Raw genomic sequence first — 25412 nt, 5'->3', positions numbered from 1 at the left:
TGACAGCATCGTTGTCACAGTACTTCTGTCGTCGTTCTCGCGAGGTGACGCGCTATGTCCTCGATCGACTCATCCCTGCCACCCGTATCCCGCCGCGGCGTCCTGGCCGGCTCCGGGGTCGCGGCAGGCACCCTGGCCCTCTCCGGATCCCCGGCCTTCGCCGCCAGGCCCGGCCGGAAGGTAGCGGTGCTGGGCGGCGGCATGGCCGGTCTCACAGCTGCTCACGAACTCGTCGAGCGCGGTTTCAAGGTCACCGTCTTCGAACCCAGCGCCTGGGGCGGCAAGGCCCGCAGCATCCCCGTGCCGAACACCGCCAGGGGCGGACGCCGGGACCTGCCCGGTGAGCACGGCTTCCGGTTCTTCCCCGGCTTTTACCACCACGTGCCGAACACGATGCGCCGCATCCCGTTCGGCAAGGGAACCGTCGGCGACCACCTCGCCGACGCCACCGGTGGCAAGTTCTACCGGGCCGGCGATCGCGCCGACGGCTTCATCTTCGGACTCGGGCCGGACCCCGAGCAGGTGCTGACCGTCGACGGGATGCGCCGCTTCCTGATGGACACCCTCGGCGGCAACTCGGTACCTCCGCAGGAGCTCGCCTGGTTCGTCACCCGTCTCCTGGTCTTCCTGACCAGCTGCGAGGGACGCCGTTTCAAGCAGTGGGAACACCTCAGCTGGTGGGACTTCGTCGGCGCCAACACCCGCTCGAAGGAGTACCAGACGATCCTCGCCTCCGGGCTGACCCGGAGCCTGGTGGCAGCACGCGCCGACGTCGCCAGCACCCGCACCATCGGCAATATGGGCGAGGCGTTCATCATGAACATGATGGGCCGCGGCAACGACGGCGCCCTCGACCGCGTGCTCGACCTGCCGACCAACGAGGCCTGGATCAACCCGTGGATGCGGCACCTTCGCCGCCTCGGGGTGAAGTTCGTGGGCGGTCACCGGTTGGTCCGCTACGAGGTGAACAAGGGCCGGATCGAGGCCGCGATCCTCCGCGACCGCCGCAACCGCCGTCACCGTTTCGAGGCCGACTGGTTCGTCAGCGCGATGCCGGTCGAGCGGGCCCGCGAGACCCTGACCTCCGCCGTCCTGAAGCACGCCCCGCACCTGCGCCGCCTGGACGCGTTGAAGCCCGACTGGATGGTCGGCATCCAGTACTTCCTGCGCGAGCCGATCAAGCTCACCCACGGGCACATCAGCTTCATCGACTCCCCGTGGGCACTCACCGCGCTCACCCAGGGTCAGTTCTGGAAGGACCGCAAGATCAGCCGTGACTACGGCGACGGGAAGGTCCGCGACATCCTGTCGGTCGACATCTCGAACTGGAGCACGCCGGGGATCCTCTACAACAAGCCGGCCAAGCAGTGCTCGCCGGCACAGATCGCCCGCGAGGTGCTGGCGCAGATCCGCGCTCACGAGACGGCCGGGGCCCAACTGCCGGACAAGATCATCCATTCCTGGTTCCTCGACCCCGGGGTCGCCTGGAACCCCAAGCGGAAGCGGAACACCAACGCCACTCCCCTGCTGATCAACACCGTCGGCTCCTGGGACGACCGCCCCGAGGCCCGCAGCGGCATCCCGAACCTGCTGCTCAGCGGTGACTACGTACGGACCAACATCGACCTGGCCACGATGGAAGGCGCCAACGAGTCGGCCCGTGCCGCCGTCAACGCGATCCTCGACGAGCGGGGATCGCGGGCCTCGCGGGCCGAGATGTTCACGCTCTACAAGCCGGCCGAGTTCGAGGCGTTGAAGATGGTCGACGAGCAGCTCTACAAGCTGGGGCTGCCGAACGCGCTCGACCTGCCGCTGTAGCTCGACGGCGACGCTCCAACTCGCGACTTCGTGTCGCCAACTCCACGCTGACGAACGTTCGGCCCCTGAATTCGCCGAATTCAGGGGCCGAACGTCAGGGACTATCGGGTGGGCGGCGTCAGCCAGGGACTATCGGGTGGGCGGCGTCAGCCGCGGACCAGGTGGCGGGTCGGGGTGGTGAAGGCGGTCGGGGTCGAGGACGACGACCGCAGGTGGATGTTCTGCAGCACGCCGACGGCGAGCATCGCGGCGAACATCGAGGTGCCGCCGTAGGAGACGAACGGCAGCGGTACCCCGGTGACCGGCATGATGCCCAGGCACATGCCGATGTTCTGGAACGCCTGGAAGCCGATCCAGCAGGCGATCCCCGCGGCGGCGACCCGACCGAACATGTCTTCGGCACGGACCGCGATCGCCAGCGCCCGCCAGACGATCACACCGAGCAGTGCGATCAGCAGACCCGCCCCGAGCAGGCCGAGCTCCTCACCGGCGACGGTGAAGATGAAGTCGGTGTGCTGCTCAGGGACGAAGCCGGACTTGGTCTGGGAACCGTCGAAGAGGCCCTGGCCGAAGATGCCGCCGTTGCCGACCGCGATCCGGGCCTGCTCGGTGTTGTAGCCAGCTCCCCGCGGGTCGAGTGCCGGGTTGGTGAACGCCATGAACCGGTCGATCTGGTACTGCTTCAAGACCCCCGCCGAGATCGCCAGCGCAGCGGCCGCGACGCCGGCGGCGAGGAGGCCACCCACCCAGCGGCGGGGTACCCCGGCGACGGCCAGCATGCCGAAGACCGTGGCGCTGAGAACCAGCATGGTGCCGAGATCCGGTTGGAGCAGGATCAAGGCGGCGGGGACTCCCGCCACCGCCAGCATGGCGACGACGTCGACGGCGCCGACCGGCCGCGACCAGGCGGCCCGCTCGGAGACCAGAAGCGCCATCCCGACGACGACCGCCAGCTTCGCGAACTCGGACGGTTGGATCGACATGCCGCCGATCATCAGCCACGACTTCGAGCCGTTGATGGTGCTGCCCATCACCAGGACCAGGAGCAGTCCGAGGACCGAGGCGGCGTAGATCGCCGGTACGAGGATCCGCAGCCACCGGTGGTCGGTGGCCATCACCATCACCATCAGCACGACGCCGATCGCGACGTTGACCAACTGCTTGGCGAGGAAGGCGGTCGAGTCTCCCCCGGTCAGCGCCTCGCGACTGCTCGTCGCAGACCAGACCAGCAAGGTGCCGAGGAGGACGAGAACGGCGACCGCGCCCATCAGGATCCAGTCGAGTCCATGGCGCCGGGTCATCGCTTGCTCCCCTTCTTCCGCTGCGGCGGGAGGATCGCGCCGTCCGGGGCGAAGACCGGCAGTTGATCGCCGGCGACGACGCCGGGGATCGCTGCGTTCTTGAAGTTCGCCTCGGTGCCGTTGACCCCGTAGAGCGACTCCCAGATCTTCCGGATCGCCGGGCCCGAGGTGCCCGACCCGGTACCGCCCTGGGTCACCATCATCACCACGACGTAGTCGTCGGAGTAGGAGGCCACCCAGGAGGTCGACTGCTTGCCGTAGACCTCGGCCGAGCCCGTCTTCGACCGGATCGGCACCTGCTGCAGCGGGAAGCCGGTCATCCGCCACGACATCGTGCCGCGCGAGGTGACCCCCTTCAGCGCGGTGTCGATGTAGTCGAGCACCGACTTAGGCAGCTTCACATTGCTCTGCTTCTTGGGCTTGATCTCCTTGACCACCTCGCCCTCCGGGTCGACGATCGCCTTCCCGATCCGCGGCTCCCAGAGCGTCCCCCCGTTGGCGAACGCCGCATAGGCGCGCGCCAACTGCAGCGGGGTGACGATCGTGTCGCCCTGGCCGATCGCGAAGTTCACCGCGTCACCGGCCCGGTAGGCGTATCCCTCGATGCAGAACTCCCGGGCGAAACGGCGCAGGAAGTCGCTGGCGTCGGCCGGCGGCTTCTCGCTGATCCCGCAGTAGTAGTCCTTCTGCGACTCGTAGTAGGCCCGCTTCCACTTCCGGTCCGCGATCCGGCCCGACGCCTCCCCGGGCAGGTCGATCCCGGTCTTCTTGCCGAAGCCGAACTTCTTCGCCTCGGCGACCAACGGGTCCTTGGCGTTGACGTCGCTGACGTCGCTGCCCAGCCGCTGCCAGAAGCCGTAGCCGATCCGGTAGAAGAAGGTGTTGCAGGAGACCTCCAGGGCCCGGTCGAAACCGATCGAGCCGTACGCCCCGGACTCGTAGTTCTTGAACGCCCGGTTGCCGACCTGGAAGGCGGATGAGCAGTCCAGCCGGCTCGCCGGCGTGTAGCCGTTGGTCAGAGCACCGGCGGTCATCACCGGCTTCCACGTGGAGCCCGGCGCGAACTGGCCCTGGGTGGCCCGCGACAGCAACGGCGTGCCGGCCTTCTCCGAGTAGAGCTGCGACAGCTGTTTCTGGGTGATCCCACCGGACCAGATGTCGGCGTCATAGGTGGGCGCGCTGGCCATCGCCACGATCCGCCCGGTGTCGACCTCCATCACCAACGCGGCACCCGAGTCGGCGACGTAGTTGCGACCTGTCACCGTGTCGTGGGTGGCCCGGGCGGTGGCGATGGTCCCGGCCAGCTGGTCCTCCACCACCGACTGCACCTTGGCGTCGATCGAGGTGACCAGGGTGCTCCCTGGGCGGCCGGCGTCGACGCTGTTCTCGCGCATCACCTCGCCGACCGAGTTGACCTCGACCCGCTGGTAGCCGGGCATCCCTCGTAGCCACTTGTCGTACTGCTTCTCGACGCCGGAGCGGCCGACCTGGGAGGCACCGTTGAGGGAGGTGTCGGCCTCCTTCTCGGCGAGGTCGAACTCTTCCTCGGTGATCGGGCTCAGGTAGCCCAGCAGGTGCGCTGCGTTGATCCCGTACGGCGACGGGTACGCCCGGACCGACCGCTGTTGGACGACGATGCCCGGGTAGTCCTCAGGCTGCTCCTTGAGGCGCAGCGCGACCTCTTGGTCGACGTCCTCGGCGACCGGCACCGGCTGGTAGGGCGAGCCGTTCCAGCAGGTTCCGGAGACCGCGCCCTCGGTGCCGCAGTTCAGCAGCCGGGCGCGGAGCTTGGCGACCTTGACCTTGAGGATCTTCGAGACCGACTTGAGCAGTTGCTCGCCCTGGTCCTCGGGCAGCTTGCCGAGCGTGGTCCGGTCCATCGAGACGACCCAGATGTTCCGGTTCGCGACCAGCGACCGGCCCTGGGCGTCGACGATCAGGCCGCGGTCGGGTTGCAGGACGACCTCACGGACCGACTGCGACTGTGCCTTGGCCTGGTAGACCTCGCCGCCGGCGACCTGGAGGTACCAGAGCCGAACCAGCAAGGTGGCGAAGAGACTCACCACCAGGGCCTGGATCACGATCAGTCGCAGCCTGCTGCGCTGGGCGCCGGCGCTCACCATGTCGCGAACCGGGGCGGGTCGATGCGACGGAACAGCGCCATCGTCAGCGGCAGGAGCAGCGGGGTGAGGGCAACGTCCCAGACCATGCCGATGCCGATCACCTGGAGCATCTCCACGACGCCGACCGTGCCGTCGTCGAGGATCAGTCCGGAGATGGCGAAGATCGAGGTGCCGACGAACGAGGCCGCGGCCACCGTGCCCAGCGCCATCGGCACGGTGATCCGGGACTCCTGACGGACCAGCCCGGCCATGAAGCCGACGATGACCAGAGCCAGCGCCCAGCGTCCGGCGAGGTGGTCGGCCGGTGGGGCGAGATCGACCAGGACGCCTGCGGCGAAGCCGACCAATGCCCCGAACTGTGGGCCGCGCACCAGCGCAGCGGCAACCACGACCAGCAGCGCGACATTGGGCACCACGCCGTCCCAGGCCAGGTGGGAGAAGACCGTCACCTGGAGCACGACGGCGACCACGACCGCGATCGCTGCGCCGCCTGCGCGGACCAGGCTCATCGCTTCCCCTCCGCCTCGAAGATCGCCCGATCGCTGCTGGTGCCGCCCGGCACCACCACACCGACCAGGTCGAGCGAACTGAAGTCGACGAGCGGTTCGATCCGGGCCACCCGGCTCGTCTCGCGAGGGCTGCTGATCACCGAGACCACCTTGCCGATCGGAACTCCGGCCACATACGGTGCGCCGTCCTTGCTGCCCCAGGTGGTGACGACGTCGCCCTTGGTGGCGATCACCGTGTCGTCGATCAGATCGAGGTCGAGGAGCGCGTCGTCACCGATCTCGCCGCGCCCCTTGAGGAAGCCGATCTCCATGCTGGAGGCGAGCCGGCCACCGACCACGGAGTCGGTGTCGAGGATCAGCAGCACCGTTGCGGTGGTCCGGGTCACCCGGATCACCCGGCCGACCAGCCCTCGGGAGTTCACCACGGTCAGGTCGCTGGTCAGCCCCGACGAGCTGCCGGCGTCGATGGTCACCGTCTGGGAGAACGACTGCCGCGGGCCGACGCCGATCACCTTGGCCGGGAGCAGCGAGTAGCCGATGTCGGTGGCCGCTTTGGCCAGCCCGTCGTACTCGGCGAGCCGGTTGCGATCGAGGTCCGCGGTGTTCGCCTCGCTGTGCAGGCGGTCGTTCTCCGCCTGCAGCTCACGGACCTCGTCGCGCAGGTCGGAGCGACTGCGGAAGTAGTCGCCGATCGAGGCGAACGGCTCCACGACCGCATCGCCGAAGCTCTCGGCGGGACCGATCACCTCACCGACACCGCGGCGGGCGGCGTCCATCGGCCCGTCGACACCCTGCTGGTCGAGGACCATCATGGTGACGCTGGCGAGGACCAGGGCGATCAGCACCGAACGGGCGGAACGGTCGCGTTCGCTGCCCTCGGAGTCCCGCTTCCAGCGTCGCTCACGCATGGGGCCGGGCATCAGAACCGCCGAGCGTCGGAGACCAACACCTGCTGCAGGGCTTCGAACTCCTCGACGCAGCGGCCGGCGCCGAGCGCCACCGAGCTCAACGGCTCCTCGGCCACGTGGACCGGCATCCCGGTCTCGTGGCGGAGCCGCTCGTCGAGGCCCTTGAGCAGCGCGCCACCACCGGTGAGCACGATGCCGCGGTCCATGATGTCGCCGGCGAGCTCGGGCGGGGTCTGGTCCAAGGTGGCGCGGACGGCGTCCACGATGTTGTGCAGCGGCTCCTCGAGCGCTTGCCGGACCTCGGCGCTGGAGACCACGACGGTGCGCGGCAGTCCGGAGATCATGTCGCGGCCGCGGACCTCGGCCTCAGGCTCCGTGGGCAGCGGGAACGCGGAGCCGAGCGTCATCTTGATCTCTTCGGCGGTCCTCTCCCCCAGCATCAGGGAGTACTCCTTCTTCATCCAGGCGATGATCGCCTGGTCGAGGTCGTCGCCTGCGGTCCGGATCGAGAGCGAGGTGACGATGCCGCCGAGCGAGATGACGGCGACCTCGGTCGTCCCGCCACCGACGTCGACGACCATGTTGCCGGTCGCCTCGTCGACCGGGAGCCCGGCGCCGATCGCGGCAGCCATCGGCTCCTCGACGATGTAGACCCGACGTGCCCCCGCCTGGTACCCGGCCTCCTTGACGGCGCGCTGCTCGACGGCGGTGATCCCGCTGGGCACGCAGATCACCACACGCGGCTTGGCCAGATACCCACGACGGTGCACCTGACGGATGAAGTGGCGAAGCATCGCTTCACAGCTGTCGAAGTCGGCGATCACGCCGTCCTTGAGCGGACGGATCGCGGTGATGTTGTCGGGGGTACGGCCGAGCATCCGCTTCGCCTCGTGGCCGACCGCCAGGATCTCGCCGGTCTTGGTGTTCATCGCCACCACGGAGGGTTCGTCCACCAGGACACCCTTGCCGCGGACATAGACCAGCGTATTTGCGGTGCCGAGATCGACGGCCATGTCTCGACCGATGATGCTGTTCGCCATCGAAAATGTTGCCCTTGCTCGTACGTCGTGGGGGAAGGTCACGCAGCGCCGCACCCCGAGGTACAGGTCGCCATCTCCGAGGTTAGAAGGGCGCCCACCCAGATTCGGGAGGACACGCCCACGCCCTCATGTGGGACGTCATACGCCCCGAGGACCCGCTTCCGCGCAACGTATGACGTCCGCGCGGGTCACCAGGGGCAGTGTTGCTCCGCGCCCGCCAGGACGGCGTCCCGGTCGAGGCGGAGCACCGCCGGGATCGTCTCCTCGTCGGGGTCGAGGAAGTACCGGGCGCCCGCCTCACTGACGGTCCAGATGCTGCGTCCGACGAACTCGACGTCCTCGGCGCCGGGCACGAAGGAGAGCCTGCGCCCCTCGGACGTGTGCAGTTCGGCGCAGTGGGTTCCGGTACTGGTGAACCAGATCCCGCCCGGCCCGGTCGCGATCCCCTGCAACCGGCGTGGCACCGGGCGCCAACGGAGCGGGTCCGGAAGCTCCCCCGAGGTAGCGAGGATCTCGGGGATCGAGAACCACGCCATCCGTGCCGAGCGGTCGATCCGGAACCGGCCGATCCCCATCCGGGAGCCGTCGATGACCAGGGCCGACCCTTTGACGTTGGGCGGCAGCGTCCAGACCCGGCGGACCGGGTCGCCGTCGAAGAGATGGTCGGGGTCGAGGAGCCAGAGCCGGTTCGACTCGACCAACCAGAGCCCGGAGTCGTCCGCCTCCATCCCGCCGGAGTGGCGGCAGAAGGTGGGCTCACTGCTGTAGACCGGGGCCTCCCAACGCGCCAGGAAGCCGACGGTGCGCCCGGTCTTCGGATCGAGTTCCAGCAACTGGCAGGGGTGGTTGCCGAGTCGCGGGCTCTTCCGTTGGTAGCCGGCGACCAGGACCCGCGAGCCGATCAGCTCGATCGACTGCGGGATGAACCAGTCGTCCAGCCCGTCGACCCAATAGGCGGCGCAGACCGCTGCGGCCACCGGGTAGCTCCGCATGGTGTGCGGCCCGTACCCGGGTTCGCGGCCCTTCACCTCGGACCGGGTGACGCCGTCGCAACGTCCGGCGGCCACCGGCTTGGGCTCCGCCGTCGACGGGCCGGAGGTGGAACCGCTGCTGGCGCAGCCGGCCAGCAGCGCCGTCACCAGGAGTGCTGCCAGCAGGCGCCAGCCGACGTCATCCGTTCCGCGCAGGCGGGTGCTCGCAACGGATGACGTCACCGGTGTGCTCAGAGAGCCGGGAACCAGATCCCGATCTCGCGCTCGGCGGACTCGGTGGAGTCGGAGCCGTGGACCAGGTTCTCGCGGTTCGACATCGACAGGTCGCCGCGGATCGTGCCGGGCGCGGCCTTGCGTCCGTCGGTAGCACCGTTGAGCAGGCGAACGACCTCGATCGCCTCGTCGCCCTCGAGGACCGCGACCACCAGCGGGCCGGAGGTGACGAAGGTGCGCAGCGGCGGGTAGAAGTCCCGCTCGACGTGCTCGGCGTAGTGCCGGTCGGCCATCTCGCCGTCGATGGTGCGGTGCTCAAGTGCCACGATCGCGAGACCCTTGGCCTCGTAGCGGGACAGGATGTTGCCGACCAGGCCCCGGCGGACGGCGTCGGGCTTGAGGATCACCAAAGTGCGCTGCGTCATGCCTCAGACCCTACCGAGCCGCGCCCATGCCCACCGGCGCGGGTCGGCTCACTCGGCGGGTGAACTCGCGGCCGGCGGCACCAGGTTCTTGTCCGGCTCGCTCCGCGATCCCCAAGCTTCCCGGTCCCCCTCCGGGACGTCGACGCACGAGCCCGCGAAGGAGACCAACGCGAAGGAGTCGTCCGGGTAGATCCGCAGCCCGGCCGCCAACTCCTTGCGGACGCCGTCCGCGCCGGGTTCGCCGTCCGCCTCAGGGGTGCTGACCTCGAACCCCTCGTCGCGGAGTACCCCCTGCAGCGTCGTCAACGAGTCGGCGGAGAGCCCGGTGGCGTCGATCCGGCCCGCGACCCGGTACTTGAAGTTCCGATAGGTCCACTGGTCGGCGCTGGTGCACCCCGCCCAGCTGCCACGCAGGAAGGTGAGGGTGCCGGAGACGGAGTCGGCCAGCGCCGGCGCCACCTGGAGCGCCAGCTCGCGCACCGCGTCGCGCTGCTCCTCCAACCGCTGCTCGGCGGCGGCCGGGTCTCCCCCGCCCCCGGTGCTCGACCCGTCGTCACCGCACGCCGTCATCACGCTCCCTGCCACGATCATCAGTGCCGCCCACCAGGCGCCTCGTCGTCTCACTGCCCGCCTCCTCTGGTGCTCTCGGTCTCGGGCGTCCGATCCCATTCGGGATCGACCGGCCCGCTGTACCAGGGGTCGTACTTGTGCTCCGCGAGTTCGACCTCGTCATAGTCACCATTGAGGATCTGGGCCAGGTTGTCGAGCGACTCGCTGTCGTGGTCGAAGTACTTCGAGTGGTCGTTGAGCGGGTTGAGCCCCTCGCCACGATCGACCGCCTCGGCCTCGAACCGGTTCGCCCCGAAGTCGTCCTCGGCCGGATCGCGGCCCAGACCGAGCTCGATGTTGCCCTTGTTCACCCACCCCTTGTCGCCGAGGTCGGCGACCGGGTCGCGGCTGTTGCTGCCCACCCAGACGTGGTCCTCACCGACCCCGAGGTCGGAGGCATGCTCCGCACTGTCGCCAGGGCCGGGGCTGCCGAGCAGGACGACGTCACCGACGTCGAGACCTTCATCGGTGGCGGCGGTACCGGTGGTGGTGGAGCCGTAGCTGTGACCGACGGCGACCAGGTGCGGATCGTCGGTGCGGATCGCGTTGATCCCGTCGAAGGTGTCGGCCAACCGCTCGCCGCCGTTCTCCGCCATCGACTCGAACGCCACGCCGCCGCTGTCCCAGTCGTCGGGGGCGTCGTATCCCATCCAGGCCATCACCGCGGTGCTCTGGCTCGGGTCGTCGGCACGGGCCGCCTCGTAGAGGTTGAGCGCGCTCGAGGTGTTGCCCGGGATCTTGGTGGCGTCGTTGGTCAGCCCCGGCGTGATCACCGCGATGTTGTCGGCGGTGTCGAGGTCACCGGCGACGACCGCGACCCGGCCATCGCCGTCGAACGCCGTGGGGTCGTAGATGTAGAGCTGGCTCTGCACCGGCTCACCGGTCACCGGGTCGTCACGGTCCGCGACCCGCTGGATCGCGTCGCGGGTGGCCCGGGCGTTGTTGAGGTGGTCGCGCTCGTCCCCGGTCAGCTGCCCCCGCGACTCCAAGAGCTCCAGCATCGCCAGGTCCCGTTCCAGCGCCGTGGTGTTCGCCTGATCACGGACCCCTGCCGGGATCCCGTCGAGGTTGCCGATCGATCCCGGGGAGGCGGCCAGGATCGCGAACTGCTCGGACTCGCTGAGGCTCTCCCACCACTGCCGGACCGCATCCGGACCAGCGCCCGGTCCCGGCTTGCGGGCCAGCGCCGCGTCGGCCGGATCGGCCACCCCCTGATAGCGCTGAGTGACCTGACGCAGCGTCTGCAGGCCCTCGAAGGCCGCGACCATCTCGCTCTCCTCCGCGGCGATCGCCTCGACCAGCGTGGCGACGTCCTCGTCGAAGACACCGATCTGGACGCCGAGCCGGTCGCAATCGTCCTGGAAGTCCGCGACCTGATCCGCGGGCACCATCGGCGCGGAGAGCCGGAGTCCGTTGAGTTCACCGATCAAGGAGCCCCGCCGGCTGGTCAGTTCGACCCGGCTGTCGACGAAGCCCTGCATCTCGACGGCATGGGTCGAGGTACGGCGCGAGATCTGCCGCAGCGCCAACGACATCGCGTCCGCCCGCTCCCCCAACGGACGGATCGCCGCGTGATAGCTGACCGCGTCGTCACCGGTCCAGTCGGCGATCGGAGCGGTGCCGGGCACGAAGGTGCCGAGGTCGTCGACCTGGGTGGAGGCGGTGAGCAGGTCGGCTGCGAACCCCTCGATCCCGGCCGGATCGCAGGTCAGCGTGGGGATGGTGCGCGGCTCGGCCGGCAGGGTGATCACCGTCATCGCTGCTCCGTCAAGGCGGCGAAGAGGTTCTGCGCGTCGACGTCGTAGAGCAGCGCATCGGTGGCGGCGGTGTCGGAGTCGAACCAGGCCTGGATGGTGCCGCGCAGGTCGTCGGCGAAGCCCTCGGCGTCGGCGGCCAGGGCATCGATATGTCCGTGCCAGGCGGTGGTGAAGGCGGCTGCCGCGCTCCGCACCGGGCTACTGAAGCCGGCGCTCACCGCGCTCGAGACGACCTGACCGGCCGAGGTCAGGTCGACGTTCTGCTGATCCCATTGCCCGGCCCGCTCCCCGACGGCGACCGGAACGGTGGGCATCAGGACCGTCCGAGAAGTCGGGCGGCGAGTTCCTCGCCGACCCGCAGCGCCGGGGAGGTGAAACGGACCACCAGGATCTCGGTCTCCCGAGCCCAGGTGGCCCGCAACCGGAGCAGGTCGAACGCCGCCCGCAGGGTGACCACTTCGCCGTCGCGGCTCTCCGCATGGTCAGCGTGCTGTGCCATCGCGGCCAGCGTCTGCAGACCGTCCGCGTCCCGCTGGCTGTACTTGAGCCGCACCTCGACGGAGTCCGGGCTCGGCCCGGGGACGACCTCGGCATGCGGGGGTTCCGCGCCGTCCCACCCGTCCTGGGGCCGTTGGCTTTCGAGCGCCTCCGCGATCGCGGCCACGTGGGCCGCATCGGCGTCCACGATCGGGGTCGAGAGGTCAGGCTCGTCGCCCGGGACCAGCACGATCTCCAGCTCAGGGTGGCGACGCGCGACCACCGACCAGAAGGGGTCTGCAAGCAGTTGGGTCCGAGAGTCCATGACCGGGACCTACCCAGCCCGGGGGTTCGCAAACCCGGAGAGCTGCGGCTGTGGAGAGAGCCGCAGGGTTCAGCTCACTGCTCGGCTGCCCACTCCGCCCAGGCCGCGCCACGCTCACGCTCGATCTTGCGGCCGAGGTAGTAGGCGCTGCCCCAGAGCAGAGCGAAGAGCCCGCCCAGGAAGAACATGATCGGCACCACGAAGCCGAGCGCGACCGCCGCTACCTGGATCGCGGTACCGGCCCAGTAGGCCCACTCGGCGCGGAGCATGCCCGCGACCAGGAAGCAGAGCACGCAGAGGCCGAGCCCGATACTCAGTGCAACGGCCGGCGCCACGTCGGCCAGGGAGATCATCACCGCGGAGCTGAGGCCGAGCATGATCGCCTCCAGCGAGAGGATCGCCGCACACATCGCCCGACGTGGCGACTTCTGGGCCTCGGCGGGGAGTTCGGTGGTCGCCGGGTCTGCCGGCTGCTCGGTGCTCATCGGTCATTGCCCTTCAGGTCGGTGCGCAGCGGGTCGCGCCCCTTCAACATTTCGCGTGCCTCGCCCACCGTGATCACCGAACCGGTGACCAGGACGCCGCCGCCGCCGATCGACTCGCCGAACGACTGGCCCTCCTCGGCCAGGGTGACGGCGAGGTCGAGGGCGTCGGCCAACGAGTCGACGACGGTCACCCGGTCCTCGCCGAAGATCTCCCGGGCCAGCACGCCCAACTGCTCGGCCGGCAGTGAGCGCGGGGTCGAGTTACGGGTGGCGATCAGGTGGGTCATCTCGGGCTCGAAGGCGGCAAGCACCCCTTCGACGTCCTTGTCACCCATCACGCCCATCACGCCGATCAACGGCGAGAAGGCGAACGACTCGGTGAGGCTGGCTGCCGTGGCCGCAGCCCCGGCCGGGTTGTGCGCGGCGTCCAGGACCACGGCTGGGCTCCTGCGCACGACCTCGAGGCGACCCGGCGAGTCGACGCGTGCGAACGCTTCGCGGACCAGATCGTCGTCGAGCGGGTCACCGCCACCGAACGCCTCGACCGCGGCCAGGGCGACAGCGGCGTTCTGGGCCTGGTGCGCCCCGTAGAGCGGAAGGAAGAGGTCGTCGTAGCGAGCGTTGAGGCCCTGCAGACTGATCGACTGGCCGCCGACGGCGGGGGTGCGGCCGACGACGCCGAACTCGACGCCTTCACGGACCACCGTCGCGCCGACCTCTGCGGCCCGGGCGAGCAGTACGGCGGCCGCTTCCTCCGGCTGCTGGGCCATCACCAGTCGGGCACCGGGCTTGATGATCCCGGCCTTCTCGCCGGCGATCGCGCCCACCGTATCGCCCAGGTACTGAGCGTGGTCGAGACCGATCGGCAGGACCACCGCGACATCGCCGTCCGCCACGTTGGTGGCGTCCCACGAACCGCCCATCCCGACCTCGATCACCGCCACGTCGACCGGCGCGTCGGCGAAGGCGGCGAAGGCCATCCCGACCACGGTCTCGAAGAAGGAGAGCGGGTGCGGCTGGTCGGCGTCGACCAGCAGCGTGTACGGCGCGACCTCGTTGAAGACCCGGACGAAGGTCTCGTCGTCGACCGGCTCGCCGTCGATGCTGATCCGCTCGCTCATCTTCTCCACGTGCGGACTGGTGAACCGGCCGGTGCGCAGGTCCTGCGCGCGCAGCAGCGAGTCGATCATCCGCGAGGTGGAGGTCTTGCCGTTGGTCCCGGTCAGGTGGATCACCCGGTAGCTGCGCTGTGGGTCGCCGAGGAGTTCGGTGAACGCGGCGATCCGGTCGAGCGACGGCTCGAGCCGGGTCTCGGGCCAACGGGAGAGCAGGGCGTCCTCGGCCTCAGCGAAGGTGAGCGCGGGGCGGCCCTGGGCGGAGAACGCGGGGAAGTTTTCAGTCATGACGCTTTGAGTCTAGTTGCCCCCAATACGATGACAGTAACGCTGTCATGGTCCTAGATTGCCTCCATGACGCAGATCACCGACCGCTTCACCCGGCTGCGGGACGCCGCCTCGGTCCGTACCGACGAACTGGACGACCTCTGGGACCAGCTCGCCACGGTCGCCGTGCCCGAGATCCTCGGCCACTGGCGTGGCGGCGACTTCGCCACCGGGCACCCCGTCTCCACGGTGCTGGAGAAGGCACGCTGGCACGGCAAGTGGTTCGACACCGCACTCGACGTCACCCCGATCGTCTGCCGCGATGCCGACGGCGCCCTGTACGCCAACGAGAAGGCGGCCGGCGGTGGCGCGGCGAGCCTGTGGGAGGTGGCGTTCCGCGGCGAGGTGACCGCCACGATGGTCTACGACAAGGTTCCCGTCTTCGACCACTTCAAGCGGGTCGACGAGACCACCCTGATGGGGATCATGAACGGCAAGCTGGAGAGCACCTACGGCATCACCGACCTCTACTACTTCTGGCTGGAGCGTGACCAGTGAAGACGATCGCCGCCCTCTCCCCCGCCCCCGGCTCCGACTTCGAACTCACCGAGGTGGAGCTGACCGAACCGCAGGCCGCCGAGATCGTGGTCAAGATCGCCGCCACCGGCCTGTGTCATACCGACCTCTCGGTCCGCGACACCCTGCCCGCCGAGATGTTCCCGAGGGTCTTCGGCCATGAGGGTGCGGGCGTCGTCGAGTGGGTCGGCGACGACGTCTCCGGCGTCGCCGTCGGCGACCACGTGGTGCTCTCGTTCCGCGCCTGCCGCTCCTGCGGGCAGTGCCACCGCCAGGGCGTGGGCTACTGCGAGTCCACGGTGCTGCTCAACTACCTCGGCACCAGGATGGACGGCTCCACCACCTACCTCCACGACGGCGCCCCACTCTTCGGCTCCTTCTTCGGCCAGTCCAGCTTCGCCCAACACGTGATCGCCTACGCCGACAACGCGGTCGTCGTCGATCCGACCTATGACCTCAGCCGGATCGGCCCCTTCGGCTGCGGCTTCCAGACCGGCGCCGGCACCGTCCTCAACGTCTTGGCGCCCGGTGCCGACGACGCCCTGGTGGTCTACGGCGCCGGAGCGGTCGGTCTGGCCGCGATCGCCGCCGCCCGCGGCGCGGGGGTCGCCACCGTGGTCGCCGTCGACCTGATGACTTCGCGACTGGAGACCGCTGCCAGCTACGGCGCCACGGTCCTGAACCCGGCTGAGCTCGATGCGGGCTCGATCGTCAGTCAGATCAAGGAGCTCACCAACGGCGGAGCCACCCACGCGCTCGACACCACCGGCGTCGCCGGAGTGATCCGGGACGGCGTCGCCGCGCTGCGCCCACGCGGGGAGCTCGCCGTCCTCGGCCTCGGTGCTCCCGAGATCACCCTGGATGCGATCGACGTGATGATGAACGGCAAGGTCGTGCGTGGGTCGGTGGAGGGCGACAGCGACCCCCAGCAGATGGTGCCCCGGCTCCTCGAACTCGCCGCCGCCGGCCACTTCGACGTGGACCGCCTGATCAGCAGCTACCGCTTCGACCAGATCGGTGCCGCGATCGCCGACTCGGCCTCCGGCGTCGCCGTCAAGCCGGTCCTCACCTGGTGAGGAGGAACCGGGTTTCTTGGACGCCCAACTACGCCAATAGAATCGTCCTATGACTGATACCCCTGCCCAGAACGACCTGTCCGCGACGACGCCCACGCGCGACGTCGTCGTACCGGACAAGCCGGCTCTGGAGGGCCTGGAGACGAAGTGGGCCGAGACGTGGAAGGCCAACCAGACCTACCGCTTCGACCGGACCCAGCCGCGGGCGAACGTCTACTCGATCGACACCCCGCCGCCGACCGTCTCCGGTTCGCTGCACGTCGGCCACGTCTTCTCCTACACCCACACCGATGTGATCGCCCGCTACCAGCGGATGACCGGCAAGACCGTCTTCTACCCGATGGGTTGGGACGACAACGGCCTGCCGACCGAGCGTCGGGTGCAGAACTACTACGGCGTGCGCTGCGACCCGTCGCTGCCGTTCGACCCCGAGTTCACTCCCCCGGCCAAGCCGGACCCCAAGAAGCAGATCCCGATCAGCCGGCCCAACTTCATCGCGCTCTGTGAAGAGCTGGTGAAGGAGGACGAGAAGGCGTTCGAGTCGCTGTGGCGCACCGTCGGTCTCTCCGTGGACTGGGCCGAGCACTACACGACGATCGGCGAGAAGGCCCAGACCGTCAGCCAGCGGGCGTTCCTGCGCAACTTCGCCCGCGGCGAGGCCTACCTGCAGGAGGCCCCCACCCTGTGGGACGTCACCTTCCAGAGCGCCGTCGCACAGGCCGAGCTGGAGGCCCGCGAGTACGCCGGTGCCTACCACCGGGTCGCCTTCACCAAGCCCGACGGCTCGCCGATCCACATCGAGACCACCCGTCCCGAGCTGATCCCGGCCGTGGTCGCCCTGATCGCGCACCCCGACGACGAGCGCTACGCCGAGCTCTTCGGCACCACGGTCACCTCGCCGATCTTCGGCGTCGAGATCCCCGTTCTGGCGCACCCCGCCGCCGAGCCCGACAAGGGTGCCGGGATCGCGATGTGCTGCACCTTCGGCGACCTGACCGACGTGATGTGGTGGCGCGAGCTCCAGCTGCCGGTGCGGACCGTGATCGGTCGCGACGGCCGCCTGCTCCGCGAGACCCCGGAGTGGCTGGCCGCCGAGCAGGCTGCAGGCGCCTACGCCGAACTCGCCGGCAAGACCACCTTCAGCGCCCGTGAGGCCGTGGTCGCCAAGCTCCGCGAGACCGGCGCTCTGGACGGCGAGCCCAAGGCCACCACCCGGATGACGAACTTCTTCGAGAAGGGCGACAAGCCGCTCGAGATCGTCGCCACCCGGCAGTGGTACATCCGCAACGGTGGCCGCGACGCCGACCTGCGCGCGGCGCTGGTCGCCGACGGTGAGCAGATCACCTGGGTGCCGAGCCACATGAAGCACCGCTACGACAACTGGGTCGGCGGCCTGAACGGTGACTGGCTGATCTCGCGGCAGCGCTTCTTCGGTATCCCGTTCCCGGTCTGGTACGCACTCGACGCCGAGGGCGAGCCGAACTACGCCGCACCGTTGCTGCCGACCGAGGAGCAGCTGCCGATCGATCCGTCGACCGACGCCCCCGCCGGCTTCACCGAGGCACAGCGGGGCAAGCCCGGCGGCTTCATCGGCGACCCGGACGTGATGGACACCTGGGCGACCTCTTCGCTGACCCCGCACATCGCCGGCGGTTGGGAGAGCGACAACGACCTGTTCGAGCGGGTCTTCCCGATGGACCTGGCCACCCAGGCACACGACATCATCCGGACGTGGCTCTTCTCCCGGGTGGTCCGTGCCCACCACGAGAACGGCGTCGTGCCGTGGACGCACGCGCTGATCTCCGGCTTCGTGGTCGACCCGGACCGGAAGAAGATGAGCAAGTCCAAGGGCAACGTGGTCGTCCCCACCGAGATCCTGGACAAGTTCGGCGCCGACGCCGTCCGCTGGCGCGCCGCGATGGCCCGCCCGGGCCTGGACTCACCCTTCGACGAGACCCAGATGAAGGTCGGACGCCGGCTCGCGATGAAGGTGCTCAACGCCTCCAAGTTCGTGCTCGGCAGCGTCGGTGCGACCACGGTCTCCCCCGCGCTGATCGCGAAGCCCGTCGACACCGCGTTGATGGGTCGGCTCGCCCAGGTGGTCACCGAGGCCACCGACGCCTTCAACGCCTACGACTACACGTCGGCCCTCGAGGTCACCGAGCGCTTCTTCTGGGAGTTCTGCGACGACTACCTGGAGCTGGTCAAGGAGCGCGCCTACGACGAGGACGGCGGCATCGGTACCGAGTCCGCTCGGGCCACCCTGGCCACCGCGTTGCACACCGTCCTGCGGCTGCTCGCGCCGTTCCTGCCCTACGTCACCGAAGAGGTCTGGTCGTGGTGGCAGGAGGGCTCGATCCACACCGCACCGTGGCCGCGGGCGACCGAGCTGGGCTCGGCCGCTGCCAGTGACCCGGCGCTGCTGGACACGGTCGCCGCCGCACTGGCCGGCCTCCGCGGCGCCAAGTCGCAGGCCAAGGTCTCGATGAAGACCGAGCTCAGCCGCGCCGAGTTCGTCGGTAGCCCGGCACAGGTGACCGCGATCGGCCACGCCGAGGGCGACCTGCGCAACGCCGGCAAGGTGGTCGGTGACTTCGTGCTGACGCCGGCCGAGGATGCGGTCGAGATCAGCGTGAGCGTGGAGTTCGTGCCCACCGAGGAGTGACCTGAGAAGTAGCAGCGGCCCCGTGCTGCACCGAGCGGAAGCCGGTGCGGGACGGGGCCTGACTGTTTCTACGGGCGCCTGGCGGCGTGGCGAAGGTGAGGGCTCTGCGGACCGTCAGCGACGGCCGTGACGCTTGCCCTTGTTGTGGCCGCGGTTCTTCTGCTTGCTGTGGCCGCGGTTCTTGTCCTTGCTGTGGCCGCGGTTCTTGTCCTTGCTGTGGCCGCGATTCTTACCGTGCCCCTGGGAGCTGTGGCTGGACGAACTGTGGCTGTGCGACGAACTGTGGCTGTGCGAGCTGTGACTCGACGAGTTGTGCTGGGAGTGCCTCGGCTTGCGGTTCTTCCGCTCCCACTTGCGACGGTCCTTATCAGCCCTCTTGTCGGCCTTCTCAGCCTGCTGAGCGGCCTTCTTGGCCTCCTGCGCAGCCTTCTTGGCTTCGTGGTCAGCCTTCTTCGTCTCGTCCTTCGTCGACTCCTCGGCCGGCTCGGTCGCCGTCGGAGACTGAGCGCCCTTGGGCCCACGGATCCGCTGCTTCTTGGTGACTGCCGGGCCGTCGGATTCCTTGCGGTCGTTGGCGGCGCGACGTGCCCGCGGGTGGTCCCCGGACGGACCCAGCACACTCGGATCGGTGGTCGAGCCGGAAGCGGGGTCGCCGAGCCCGGAGATCAGACCGTCGAAGAAGCCGTTCTGGCCCGCAGGACGGCTCGGCGCGGCGTCGTCGCGCGCCTGGCCGCCGTTGATCAGGATCACGCTGGAGGAGGCGACGTCGTCCGAACTCGACTGGTCCGGGGCACCGAGCGACTGAGCGACGAAGACGCTGACGCCCACAGCAAGCAGAACAAAGGCCGCAAGCGGTCGCTTCTGCGCAGTGCTCATCGTCTCCCTAGCGTGATCCGGTACCCGTGACACTCACGGGTGGCAGGCCCCAAGATATCCCGAACCCTGAGGCGCGCAGCGAGCCCATCCGGGAATACCCCCCAGATGGGCTACGCCGAACGAACTGATCAGACCGAACGGATCAGGCAGAGCGCTTCTTCTTGGGCTCTTCCTCGCGGACGATCAACGTGGGGCTCACGTCGTCCTCCACGGTCTCCCGGGTGACGACCACCTTGGCGATGTCTCCGCGGGACGGAACGTCGTACATGACGTGGAGCAGCACCTCTTCGATGATCGCGCGCAGACCTCGAGCACCAGTGCCGCGCTCCATCGCCCGGTCGGCGATCGCGACGATCGCCTCGTCGGTGAACTCAAGCTCGACGCCGTCGATCTCGAACAGCTTCTGATACTGCTTGACCAGCGCGTTCTTCGGCTCGGTGAGGATCTGCACCAACGCCTCGTTGTCGAGCTTGTTGACGCTCGCGATCAGCGGCAGTCGGCCGATGAACTCGGGGATCAGGCCGAACTTAGTGAGGTCCTCGGGACGCACCTGGTTGAGCAGGGCCTCCTCATCGCGCTCCGCGGCGCCACGAACCTCGGCGGTGAAGCCCAGGCTCTTCTTGCCGACCCGCTGCTCGATGATGTTCTCCAGCCCGGCGAAGGCGCCGCCGACGATGAACAGGATGTTCGTCGTGTCGATCTGGATGAACTCCTGGTGCGGGTGCTTACGACCGCCCTGCGGCGGTACCGAGGCGGTGGTGCCCTCCAGGATCTTCAGCAGGGCCTGCTGCACACCCTCACCGGAGACGTCACGAGTGATCGAGGGGTTCTCGGCCTTCCTCGCCACCTTGTCGATCTCGTCGATGTAGATGATCCCGGTCTCGGCCTTCTTGACGTCGTAGTCGGCGGCCTGGATCAGCTTGAGCAGGATGTTCTCGACATCCTCACCGACATAACCGGCCTCGGTGAGCGCCGTGGCGTCCGCGATCGCGAAGGGCACGTTGAGCATCCGGGCCAAGGTCTGCGCCAGGTACGTCTTGCCACAGCCGGTCGGACCGACGACGAGGATGTTGGACTTGGCCACCTCGACGGCGTCAGCGTGCTTGGTGCCGGCCGCCAGGCCGGACTGGACGCGCTTGTAGTGGTTGTAGACGGCGACCGCGAGAGACTTCTTCGCCGTCTCCTGGCCGATCACGTAGGAGTTCAGGAACTCGAAGATCTCCTTGGGCTTCGGCAGCTCCTCGAGACCGACCTCGGAACGCTCGGAGAGCTCCTCCTCGATGATCTCGTTACAGAGGTCGATGCACTCGTCGCAGATGTAGACGCCGGGGCCGGCGATCAGCTTCTTGACCTGCTTCTGGCTCTTCCCGCAGAACGAGCACTTCAGCAGGTCACCTCCGTCACCAATGCGTGCCACGGACGGACTTCCTTCCCTCGAACATCAACTTCTCGAACCTACCCCGCGCCGACCGTTTTGGGCGGCCGACACGGGGTGTCGACCGGTCAGACCAGCGCTGCCTTGCGCGACTCGATCATCGAGTCGATCAGGCCGTAGTCGACGGCCTGCTGTGCGGTGAGGATCTTGTCGCGTTCGATGTCGCGGCTCACTTCCTCGATCGACTTGCCCGAAGCGTCGGCGAGCATCTTCTCGAGCAGCTCACGCATCCGGATGATCTCGTTGGCCTGGATCTCCAGGTCCGAGATCTGACCGCCCTGGCCCTCGGTGTAGGGCTGGTGGATCAGGATCCGGGCGTTGGGCAGGGCCAACCGCTTGCCGGGGGCACCGGCAGCCAGCAGGACCGCAGCTGCGGAAGCCGCCTGACCGATGCAGACGGTCTGCACATCGGGCTTGATGAAGCGCATGGTGTCGTAGATCGCCGTCAACGCGGTGAACGAACCACCGGGGCTGTTGATGTAGATCTGGATGTCCTGGTCGGGGTTCATCGACTCCAGGCACATCAGCTGCGCGATCACCGCGTTGGCGACGTCGTCGCTGATCGGGGTGCCCAGGTAGATGATCCGGTCCTCGAAGAGCTTCGCGTACGGGTCGATCCGACGGAAGCCGTAGGAGGTCCGCTCTTCCCACTGCGGGATGTAGTAGTTCATGCTCAGTCCTTCTTGTGGGCCGGGCGACCCTCGTCAGAGGTCTCGCGGGCGCTGGTGATCACCTTGTCGATGAGGCCGTACTCGAGGGCCTGGTGAGGCGTGAACCAACGGTCGCGGTCGGAGTCGCGCTCGATCTCCTCGACGGTGCGGCCGGTGTGCTCGGCGATCAGCTCGCCCAGCTGCTTCTTGAGCAGCAGGCTCTGCTGGGCCTGGATCTTGATGTCGGAGGCCGAGCCGCCGATGCCGCCGGACGGCTGGTGCATCATGATCCGCGCGTGCGGCAGGGCGTAACGCTTGCCCTTGGCGCCGGCGCAGAGCAGGAACTGACCCATCGAAGCGGCCAGGCCCATCGCCACGGTGGCGACGTCGTTGGGGATGTAGTTCATGGTGTCGTAGATCGCCATACCGGCGTCGACCGAACCACCCGGGCTGTTGATGTGCAGGAAGATGTCAGCCTCGGGGTCTTCCGCCGACAGCAGCAACAACTGGGCGCAGATCGCGTTGGCGTTCTGGTCGCGGACCTCCGAGCCGAGGAAGACGATCCGCTCACGCAGCAGGCGCTGGTAGACGTTGTCGTCGAGCCCGTACGACGGGAGGCCACCGTTCATCTGGGGACTGGGAATCTGGTTCACGGGACCGACACTAGACCGCGGCACCGACAAAACCACGGGCTCTGGGCCGGTGTTCGCCCACAGCGGATTCGCTGAGGGCTCAACGCCGATCTGCAGTCGCCTCCACCCGGGCCCTGACCCCGGCCAGCGTGCGGGCCATCCCCGCCTCCAACTCGTCGGCGTGCGACGCAGCCCCGCCCAGCAGCGCGCCGGCGAAGACCTTGCTCAGCAGGGTCAGTCTGCGCGGGACCGGACGCCGGTGCACCAGACGGGTTCCGCTCGGCTCCGCATGCAACTCGAAGATCCATCGCGCGCCGCTGGACGCGGTGTCCCAGACCAGCTCGCGCTGGGGAACCACCACGGCGACGACGTTGCGGGTCGGCCACCAGACCCACCCGCGCCGGTTGATCCCCAGGTACCACTGCCCGACCCGCATCCCGCCACGCTTGAGCGGCAGCATCCGGACGGTCTCCGGGCTCCCCTCCGCCATCGCGGCGACGTCGCTGATCACCTGCCACACCGCCACCGGCGGGGCCGCGATCAGCTCTTCGACACGCAACTCACGATCAGGACTCATACCAACCACCTCAGCAGTGCATCTTGGACTTCGGGATGGGCCGCCAGCGACTGCTTGGCGTCACCGACGTGGTGCACCGCAGCGCTGGGGAAGAGTTCCCGGGCCTGGCGCGGGCGGCGGCGGCTCCGTTCGCGCCACCAGACCAGCGATCCCAACAACGAGCCGATCGGGTTGCCCTCCACCCGGGCACGGCGGGTGATCAGGGTGTACCGGGCCGACAGCTCGGGCACGTCCGGCCGCGCCCGCTCCTCGTCGACCACACCGGCCAGTTCGGCCTCCAGACCACGGCCCAACGGCGAGCTGCCTGCGGTGGTCGGCACCACCAGATGCGGTGTCCCGAGGAGGACGACGTCGGTGGTCAACCGCTGCCACGCCTGAGGATCGACGGTGGCCACAGCGCCGGCGGACCGGAGCGCCAAGCCACCGTCACCGGAGGCGAGGACCGCGATCCGGCTCACCGGCGTCGGCCAGCCGTCCACGAGGTTCTGCAACAACGCGCTGAGCTCGACCCCGACGGCCGCGCCGCCGTCGCCGCTCGGCGCCGGGACCCGGATCTGGACCGGCGTCCAGCCGAGCAGCCGCTCCAACCTGTCGGCGTACCCCGAGTCGTCACCGTCCCAGACGGTCTCGGACTGCGACGGGTCCGGGAGCAGCAGCAACAGCCGGTCGGTCGCGTCCCGATAGGCACCTCGCAACTCCTCGGCACGCACCGCGATATCGACGCCGCGGCGCCGCAGCCGGACCGGCGCCGCGTTGACCGTCGTGGCCCGGGCGAAAGCCAAGGCACGTGGGGTCTGCCGAACCACCAACCGCCAACCCAGACCGCTGGCGGTACGGACCAGGCGCGCGCCCAGCCGGAACGCCACCGCCGGGAGGCCGATCTGCTCGGTCGAAGCACCCGGATGCGGGCCGCTGGAGGAACTCACCCCGCAGAGTCTGGCCCCGAACGCAGTCGGCAGCAACCGAAACGCCACAACCCGTTCTCAGTAACGCCGAACGCCGCCCGGCAGAGCCGGGCGGCGTTCGGTTCAAGCGTTCAGGGACGACTCACTCGGAGTCGGTCTCCGCGGCGTCAGCCTCGGCGACCTCGGCCTCCGGCTCACCGATGGTGCCGTCGGGACGGAGGTTCTTCAGCTCGACAGCGTTGCCCGAGGCATCCTTGACGACAGCGGTCTCCACGATCGTGGCGAGCGCCTTGCCGCGCAGGATCTCCTGGACCAGGTCCGGGATGTGGTTGTGCTCGAACATGTGGTTCGCGAACTCCTGCGGGTCCTGACCGGACTGCTGGGCGCGACGCACCAGGTGCTGGGAGAGCTCGTTCTGGTCGACACCGAGCTCCTCGGCCTTGGCGACCTTGTCCAGGATGAACTGGGCAGCGACGGCGTCACGCACGCGGCGGTCGAGGTCAGCCTCGAACTCCTCGACGGTCTGGCCCTCGTCCTCGAGGTACTTCTCCATGGTCATCCCGGCGAACATGAGCTGCTGCTCGATGTTCTGGCGGCGAGCGTTGAGCTCATCGGTGACCAGCGAGTCGGGAAGCGGGATCGAGACCTTCTCCAGCAGCACCTCGAGCACGGCGTCGCGGGCAGCAGCGGCCTGCTCCAGACGCTTGCCGCGGCCGAGACGCTCGCGGACATCGTCGTTCAGCTCGGCGGCGGTGTCGAACTCCGAGGCCAGCTGGGCGAACTCGTCGTCGAACTCCGGAAGCTCCTGCTCCTGGACCTGGGTCACGGTGACCTCGACGTCGACGTCCTGGCCGACCAGGTCGCCGCCCACGAGCTGCGAGGTGAAGTTCTTGGTGTCGCCGGCGCTCATGCCGACAAGAGCCTCGTCGAGGCCGTCCAGCATGCCGCCGCGACCGACCTTGTAGGACATGCCGGAGACCTCGGCGCCGTCGAGCACCTCGCCGTCCTGGCGGGCGGCCAGGTCGATGGTGACGAAATCGCCCTCAGCAGCCGCACGCTCGACGACCTTCAGGGTGGCGAACCGCTCACGCAGCGCCTCGACCTGCTCGGTGACGTCCTCGTCGGTGATGGTGATGTCCTCGACCGAGGCCTCGATGCCGTCGTAGGCAGGCATCTCGAAGTCGGGCTTGATGTCCACCTCGGCGGTGAACTCCAAGACGTCGTTGTCCTCGAGCTTGGTCACGTCGATCTCGGGCTGGCCGAGCGGCTCCAGCTCGTTCTCCTGCAGCGCCTCGAAGTACTTCTGGGGCAGGACGTCGTTGATCGCCTGGTCGAGGACCGCGCCACGGCCGACCTGGCGGTCGATCACAGCAGCCGGAACCTTGCCGCGACGGAAGCCCGGCACGTTGATCTGCTGAGCGATCTTCTTGTACGCCGCGTCGAGGCTCGGCTTGAGCTCCTCGAAGGGCACCTCGACGGTCAGCTTGGCCCGGGTCGGGCTCAAGGTCTCGACGGCGCTCTTCACAGGTGTTCTCCTCATGCTTGTGGGGTTTCTCTGAGTCGGGGCGACAGGACTCGAACCTGCGGTCTCCTGCTCCCAAAGCAGGCGCGCTAGCCACTACGCTACGCCCCGCCAAAAGTGCCCAGGCGGGCTCT

At 68.7% G+C, this 25412-nt stretch carries 24 protein-coding genes and 1 tRNA gene; 4 read left to right on the top strand and 21 right to left on the bottom strand.

Annotated elements, in window-relative coordinates:
* Positions 1-54: 54 nt before the first annotated feature.
* The gene (locus ACLM5J_RS05775) at positions 55-1818 is read left to right on the top strand and encodes an FAD-dependent oxidoreductase (RefSeq protein ID WP_413655112.1); all 1764 of its coding nucleotides are present in this window, start codon (positions 55-57) and stop codon (positions 1816-1818) included.
* A 146-nt stretch (positions 1819-1964) separates the two neighbouring features.
* On the opposite strand, the gene rodA is transcribed toward ACLM5J_RS05775, so the two are convergent.
* From rodA to ACLM5J_RS05710, 13 genes are all read right to left on the bottom strand, one after another.
* Positions 1965-3119, bottom strand: a complete 1155-nt coding sequence (gene rodA / locus ACLM5J_RS05770) for a rod shape-determining protein RodA (RefSeq protein ID WP_413655111.1) — start codon at positions 3117-3119, stop codon at positions 1965-1967.
* Positions 3116-5242: a penicillin-binding protein 2 gene (gene mrdA, locus ACLM5J_RS05765; RefSeq protein ID WP_413655110.1), complete on the bottom strand. Its 2127-nt coding sequence runs from the start codon at positions 5240-5242 to the stop codon at positions 3116-3118. The genes rodA and mrdA overlap by 4 nt, the downstream gene beginning before the upstream one ends.
* Complete coding sequence (mreD, locus tag ACLM5J_RS05760) at positions 5236-5751, bottom strand: rod shape-determining protein MreD (protein ID WP_413655109.1); 516 nt, start codon at positions 5749-5751, stop codon at positions 5236-5238. The genes mrdA and mreD overlap by 7 nt, the downstream gene beginning before the upstream one ends.
* Positions 5748-6659: a rod shape-determining protein MreC gene (gene mreC / locus ACLM5J_RS05755; RefSeq protein WP_413655108.1), complete on the bottom strand. Its 912-nt coding sequence runs from the start codon at positions 6657-6659 to the stop codon at positions 5748-5750. Before mreC ends, mreD begins: the two co-directional genes overlap by 4 nt.
* An 11-nt stretch (positions 6660-6670) precedes the next feature.
* Positions 6671-7699: a rod shape-determining protein gene (locus ACLM5J_RS05750; RefSeq protein ID WP_413655107.1), complete on the bottom strand. Its 1029-nt coding sequence runs from the start codon at positions 7697-7699 to the stop codon at positions 6671-6673.
* A gap of 188 nt (positions 7700-7887) precedes the next feature.
* Positions 7888-8913: a hypothetical protein gene (locus tag ACLM5J_RS05745; protein ID WP_413655106.1), complete on the bottom strand. Its 1026-nt coding sequence runs from the start codon at positions 8911-8913 to the stop codon at positions 7888-7890.
* An 8-nt stretch (positions 8914-8921) separates the two neighbouring features.
* Positions 8922-9329, bottom strand: coding sequence for a nucleoside-diphosphate kinase (gene ndk / locus ACLM5J_RS05740; RefSeq protein WP_413655105.1), 408 nt, complete (start codon positions 9327-9329; stop codon positions 8922-8924).
* A 48-nt stretch (positions 9330-9377) separates the two neighbouring features.
* Positions 9378-9953, bottom strand: coding sequence for a hypothetical protein (locus ACLM5J_RS05735; protein ID WP_413655104.1), 576 nt, complete (start codon positions 9951-9953; stop codon positions 9378-9380).
* Positions 9950-11695 carry an alpha/beta hydrolase gene (locus ACLM5J_RS05730; RefSeq protein WP_413655103.1) on the bottom strand — a complete coding sequence of 582 codons (1746 nt, stop codon included), beginning with the start codon at positions 11693-11695 and terminating at the stop codon, positions 9950-9952. Before ACLM5J_RS05730 ends, ACLM5J_RS05735 begins: the two co-directional genes overlap by 4 nt.
* The gene (locus ACLM5J_RS05725; protein ID WP_413655102.1) at positions 11692-12009 is read right to left on the bottom strand and encodes a hypothetical protein; all 318 of its coding nucleotides are present in this window, start codon (positions 12007-12009) and stop codon (positions 11692-11694) included. The genes ACLM5J_RS05730 and ACLM5J_RS05725 overlap by 4 nt, the downstream gene beginning before the upstream one ends.
* Positions 12009-12497, bottom strand: a complete 489-nt coding sequence (locus ACLM5J_RS05720; RefSeq protein WP_413655101.1) for a hypothetical protein — start codon at positions 12495-12497, stop codon at positions 12009-12011. Before ACLM5J_RS05720 ends, ACLM5J_RS05725 begins: the two co-directional genes overlap by 1 nt.
* A 74-nt stretch (positions 12498-12571) precedes the next feature.
* Positions 12572-12982, bottom strand: a complete 411-nt coding sequence (locus ACLM5J_RS05715) for a DUF4233 domain-containing protein (RefSeq protein ID WP_413655100.1) — start codon at positions 12980-12982, stop codon at positions 12572-12574.
* Positions 12979-14385, bottom strand: a complete 1407-nt coding sequence (locus ACLM5J_RS05710) for a bifunctional folylpolyglutamate synthase/dihydrofolate synthase (RefSeq protein ID WP_413655099.1) — start codon at positions 14383-14385, stop codon at positions 12979-12981. The genes ACLM5J_RS05715 and ACLM5J_RS05710 overlap by 4 nt, the downstream gene beginning before the upstream one ends.
* A 66-nt stretch (positions 14386-14451) precedes the next feature.
* Between ACLM5J_RS05710 and ACLM5J_RS05705 the strand changes: the two genes are divergently transcribed.
* The 3 genes from ACLM5J_RS05705 to valS are packed head-to-tail and all read left to right on the top strand — an operon-like array spanning position 14452 to position 18681.
* Complete coding sequence (locus tag ACLM5J_RS05705) at positions 14452-14922, top strand: DUF4334 domain-containing protein (protein ID WP_413655098.1); 471 nt, start codon at positions 14452-14454, stop codon at positions 14920-14922.
* Positions 14919-16016, top strand: a complete 1098-nt coding sequence (locus tag ACLM5J_RS05700; RefSeq protein ID WP_413655097.1) for an NAD(P)-dependent alcohol dehydrogenase — start codon at positions 14919-14921, stop codon at positions 16014-16016. Before ACLM5J_RS05705 ends, ACLM5J_RS05700 begins: the two co-directional genes overlap by 4 nt.
* Before the next feature lie 49 nt (positions 16017-16065).
* Entirely contained in the window at positions 16066-18681 is a 2616-nt protein-coding gene (gene valS / locus ACLM5J_RS05695) for a valine--tRNA ligase (protein ID WP_413655096.1), read from the top strand.
* 114 nt (positions 18682-18795) lie between these two features.
* Here the strand turns inward: valS and ACLM5J_RS05690 are convergent, their stop codons facing one another.
* From ACLM5J_RS05690 to ACLM5J_RS05655, 8 genes are all read right to left on the bottom strand, one after another.
* Positions 18796-19557, bottom strand: a complete 762-nt coding sequence (locus ACLM5J_RS05690; protein ID WP_413655095.1) for a hypothetical protein — start codon at positions 19555-19557, stop codon at positions 18796-18798.
* Positions 19558-19699: 142 nt separating this feature from the next.
* Positions 19700-20974, bottom strand: coding sequence for an ATP-dependent Clp protease ATP-binding subunit ClpX (gene clpX, locus ACLM5J_RS05685; RefSeq protein WP_413655094.1), 1275 nt, complete (start codon positions 20972-20974; stop codon positions 19700-19702).
* An 86-nt stretch (positions 20975-21060) separates the two neighbouring features.
* Positions 21061-21663 carry an ATP-dependent Clp protease proteolytic subunit gene (locus ACLM5J_RS05680; RefSeq protein ID WP_413655093.1) on the bottom strand — a complete coding sequence of 201 codons (603 nt, stop codon included), beginning with the start codon at positions 21661-21663 and terminating at the stop codon, positions 21061-21063.
* Positions 21664-21665: 2 nt separating this feature from the next.
* Positions 21666-22271 carry an ATP-dependent Clp protease proteolytic subunit gene (locus ACLM5J_RS05675; protein WP_413655296.1) on the bottom strand — a complete coding sequence of 202 codons (606 nt, stop codon included), beginning with the start codon at positions 22269-22271 and terminating at the stop codon, positions 21666-21668.
* Positions 22272-22374: 103 nt separating this feature from the next.
* Positions 22375-22851 (bottom strand): SRPBCC family protein, encoded by a 477-nt coding sequence (locus ACLM5J_RS05670; RefSeq protein WP_413655092.1) that lies wholly within the window; start codon positions 22849-22851, stop codon positions 22375-22377.
* The gene (locus tag ACLM5J_RS05665; RefSeq protein WP_413655091.1) at positions 22848-23777 is read right to left on the bottom strand and encodes a hypothetical protein; all 930 of its coding nucleotides are present in this window, start codon (positions 23775-23777) and stop codon (positions 22848-22850) included. The genes ACLM5J_RS05670 and ACLM5J_RS05665 overlap by 4 nt, the downstream gene beginning before the upstream one ends.
* 121 nt (positions 23778-23898) lie before the next feature.
* A complete protein-coding gene (tig, locus tag ACLM5J_RS05660; RefSeq protein WP_413655090.1) occupies positions 23899-25281 on the bottom strand; it encodes a trigger factor in 1383 nt (460 codons plus the stop codon).
* 35 nt (positions 25282-25316) lie between these two features.
* Positions 25317-25389: transfer RNA gene (locus ACLM5J_RS05655), tRNA-Pro, on the bottom strand.
* Positions 25390-25412 lie beyond the last annotated feature (23 nt).

The sequence above is a fragment of the Nocardioides sp. Bht2 genome, from assembly GCF_047308515.1.
In the GTDB taxonomy this organism is placed as follows: Bacteria; Actinomycetota; Actinomycetes; order Propionibacteriales; family Nocardioidaceae; genus Nocardioides.
This window is presented reverse-complemented; position numbering and strand designations above follow the sequence as displayed.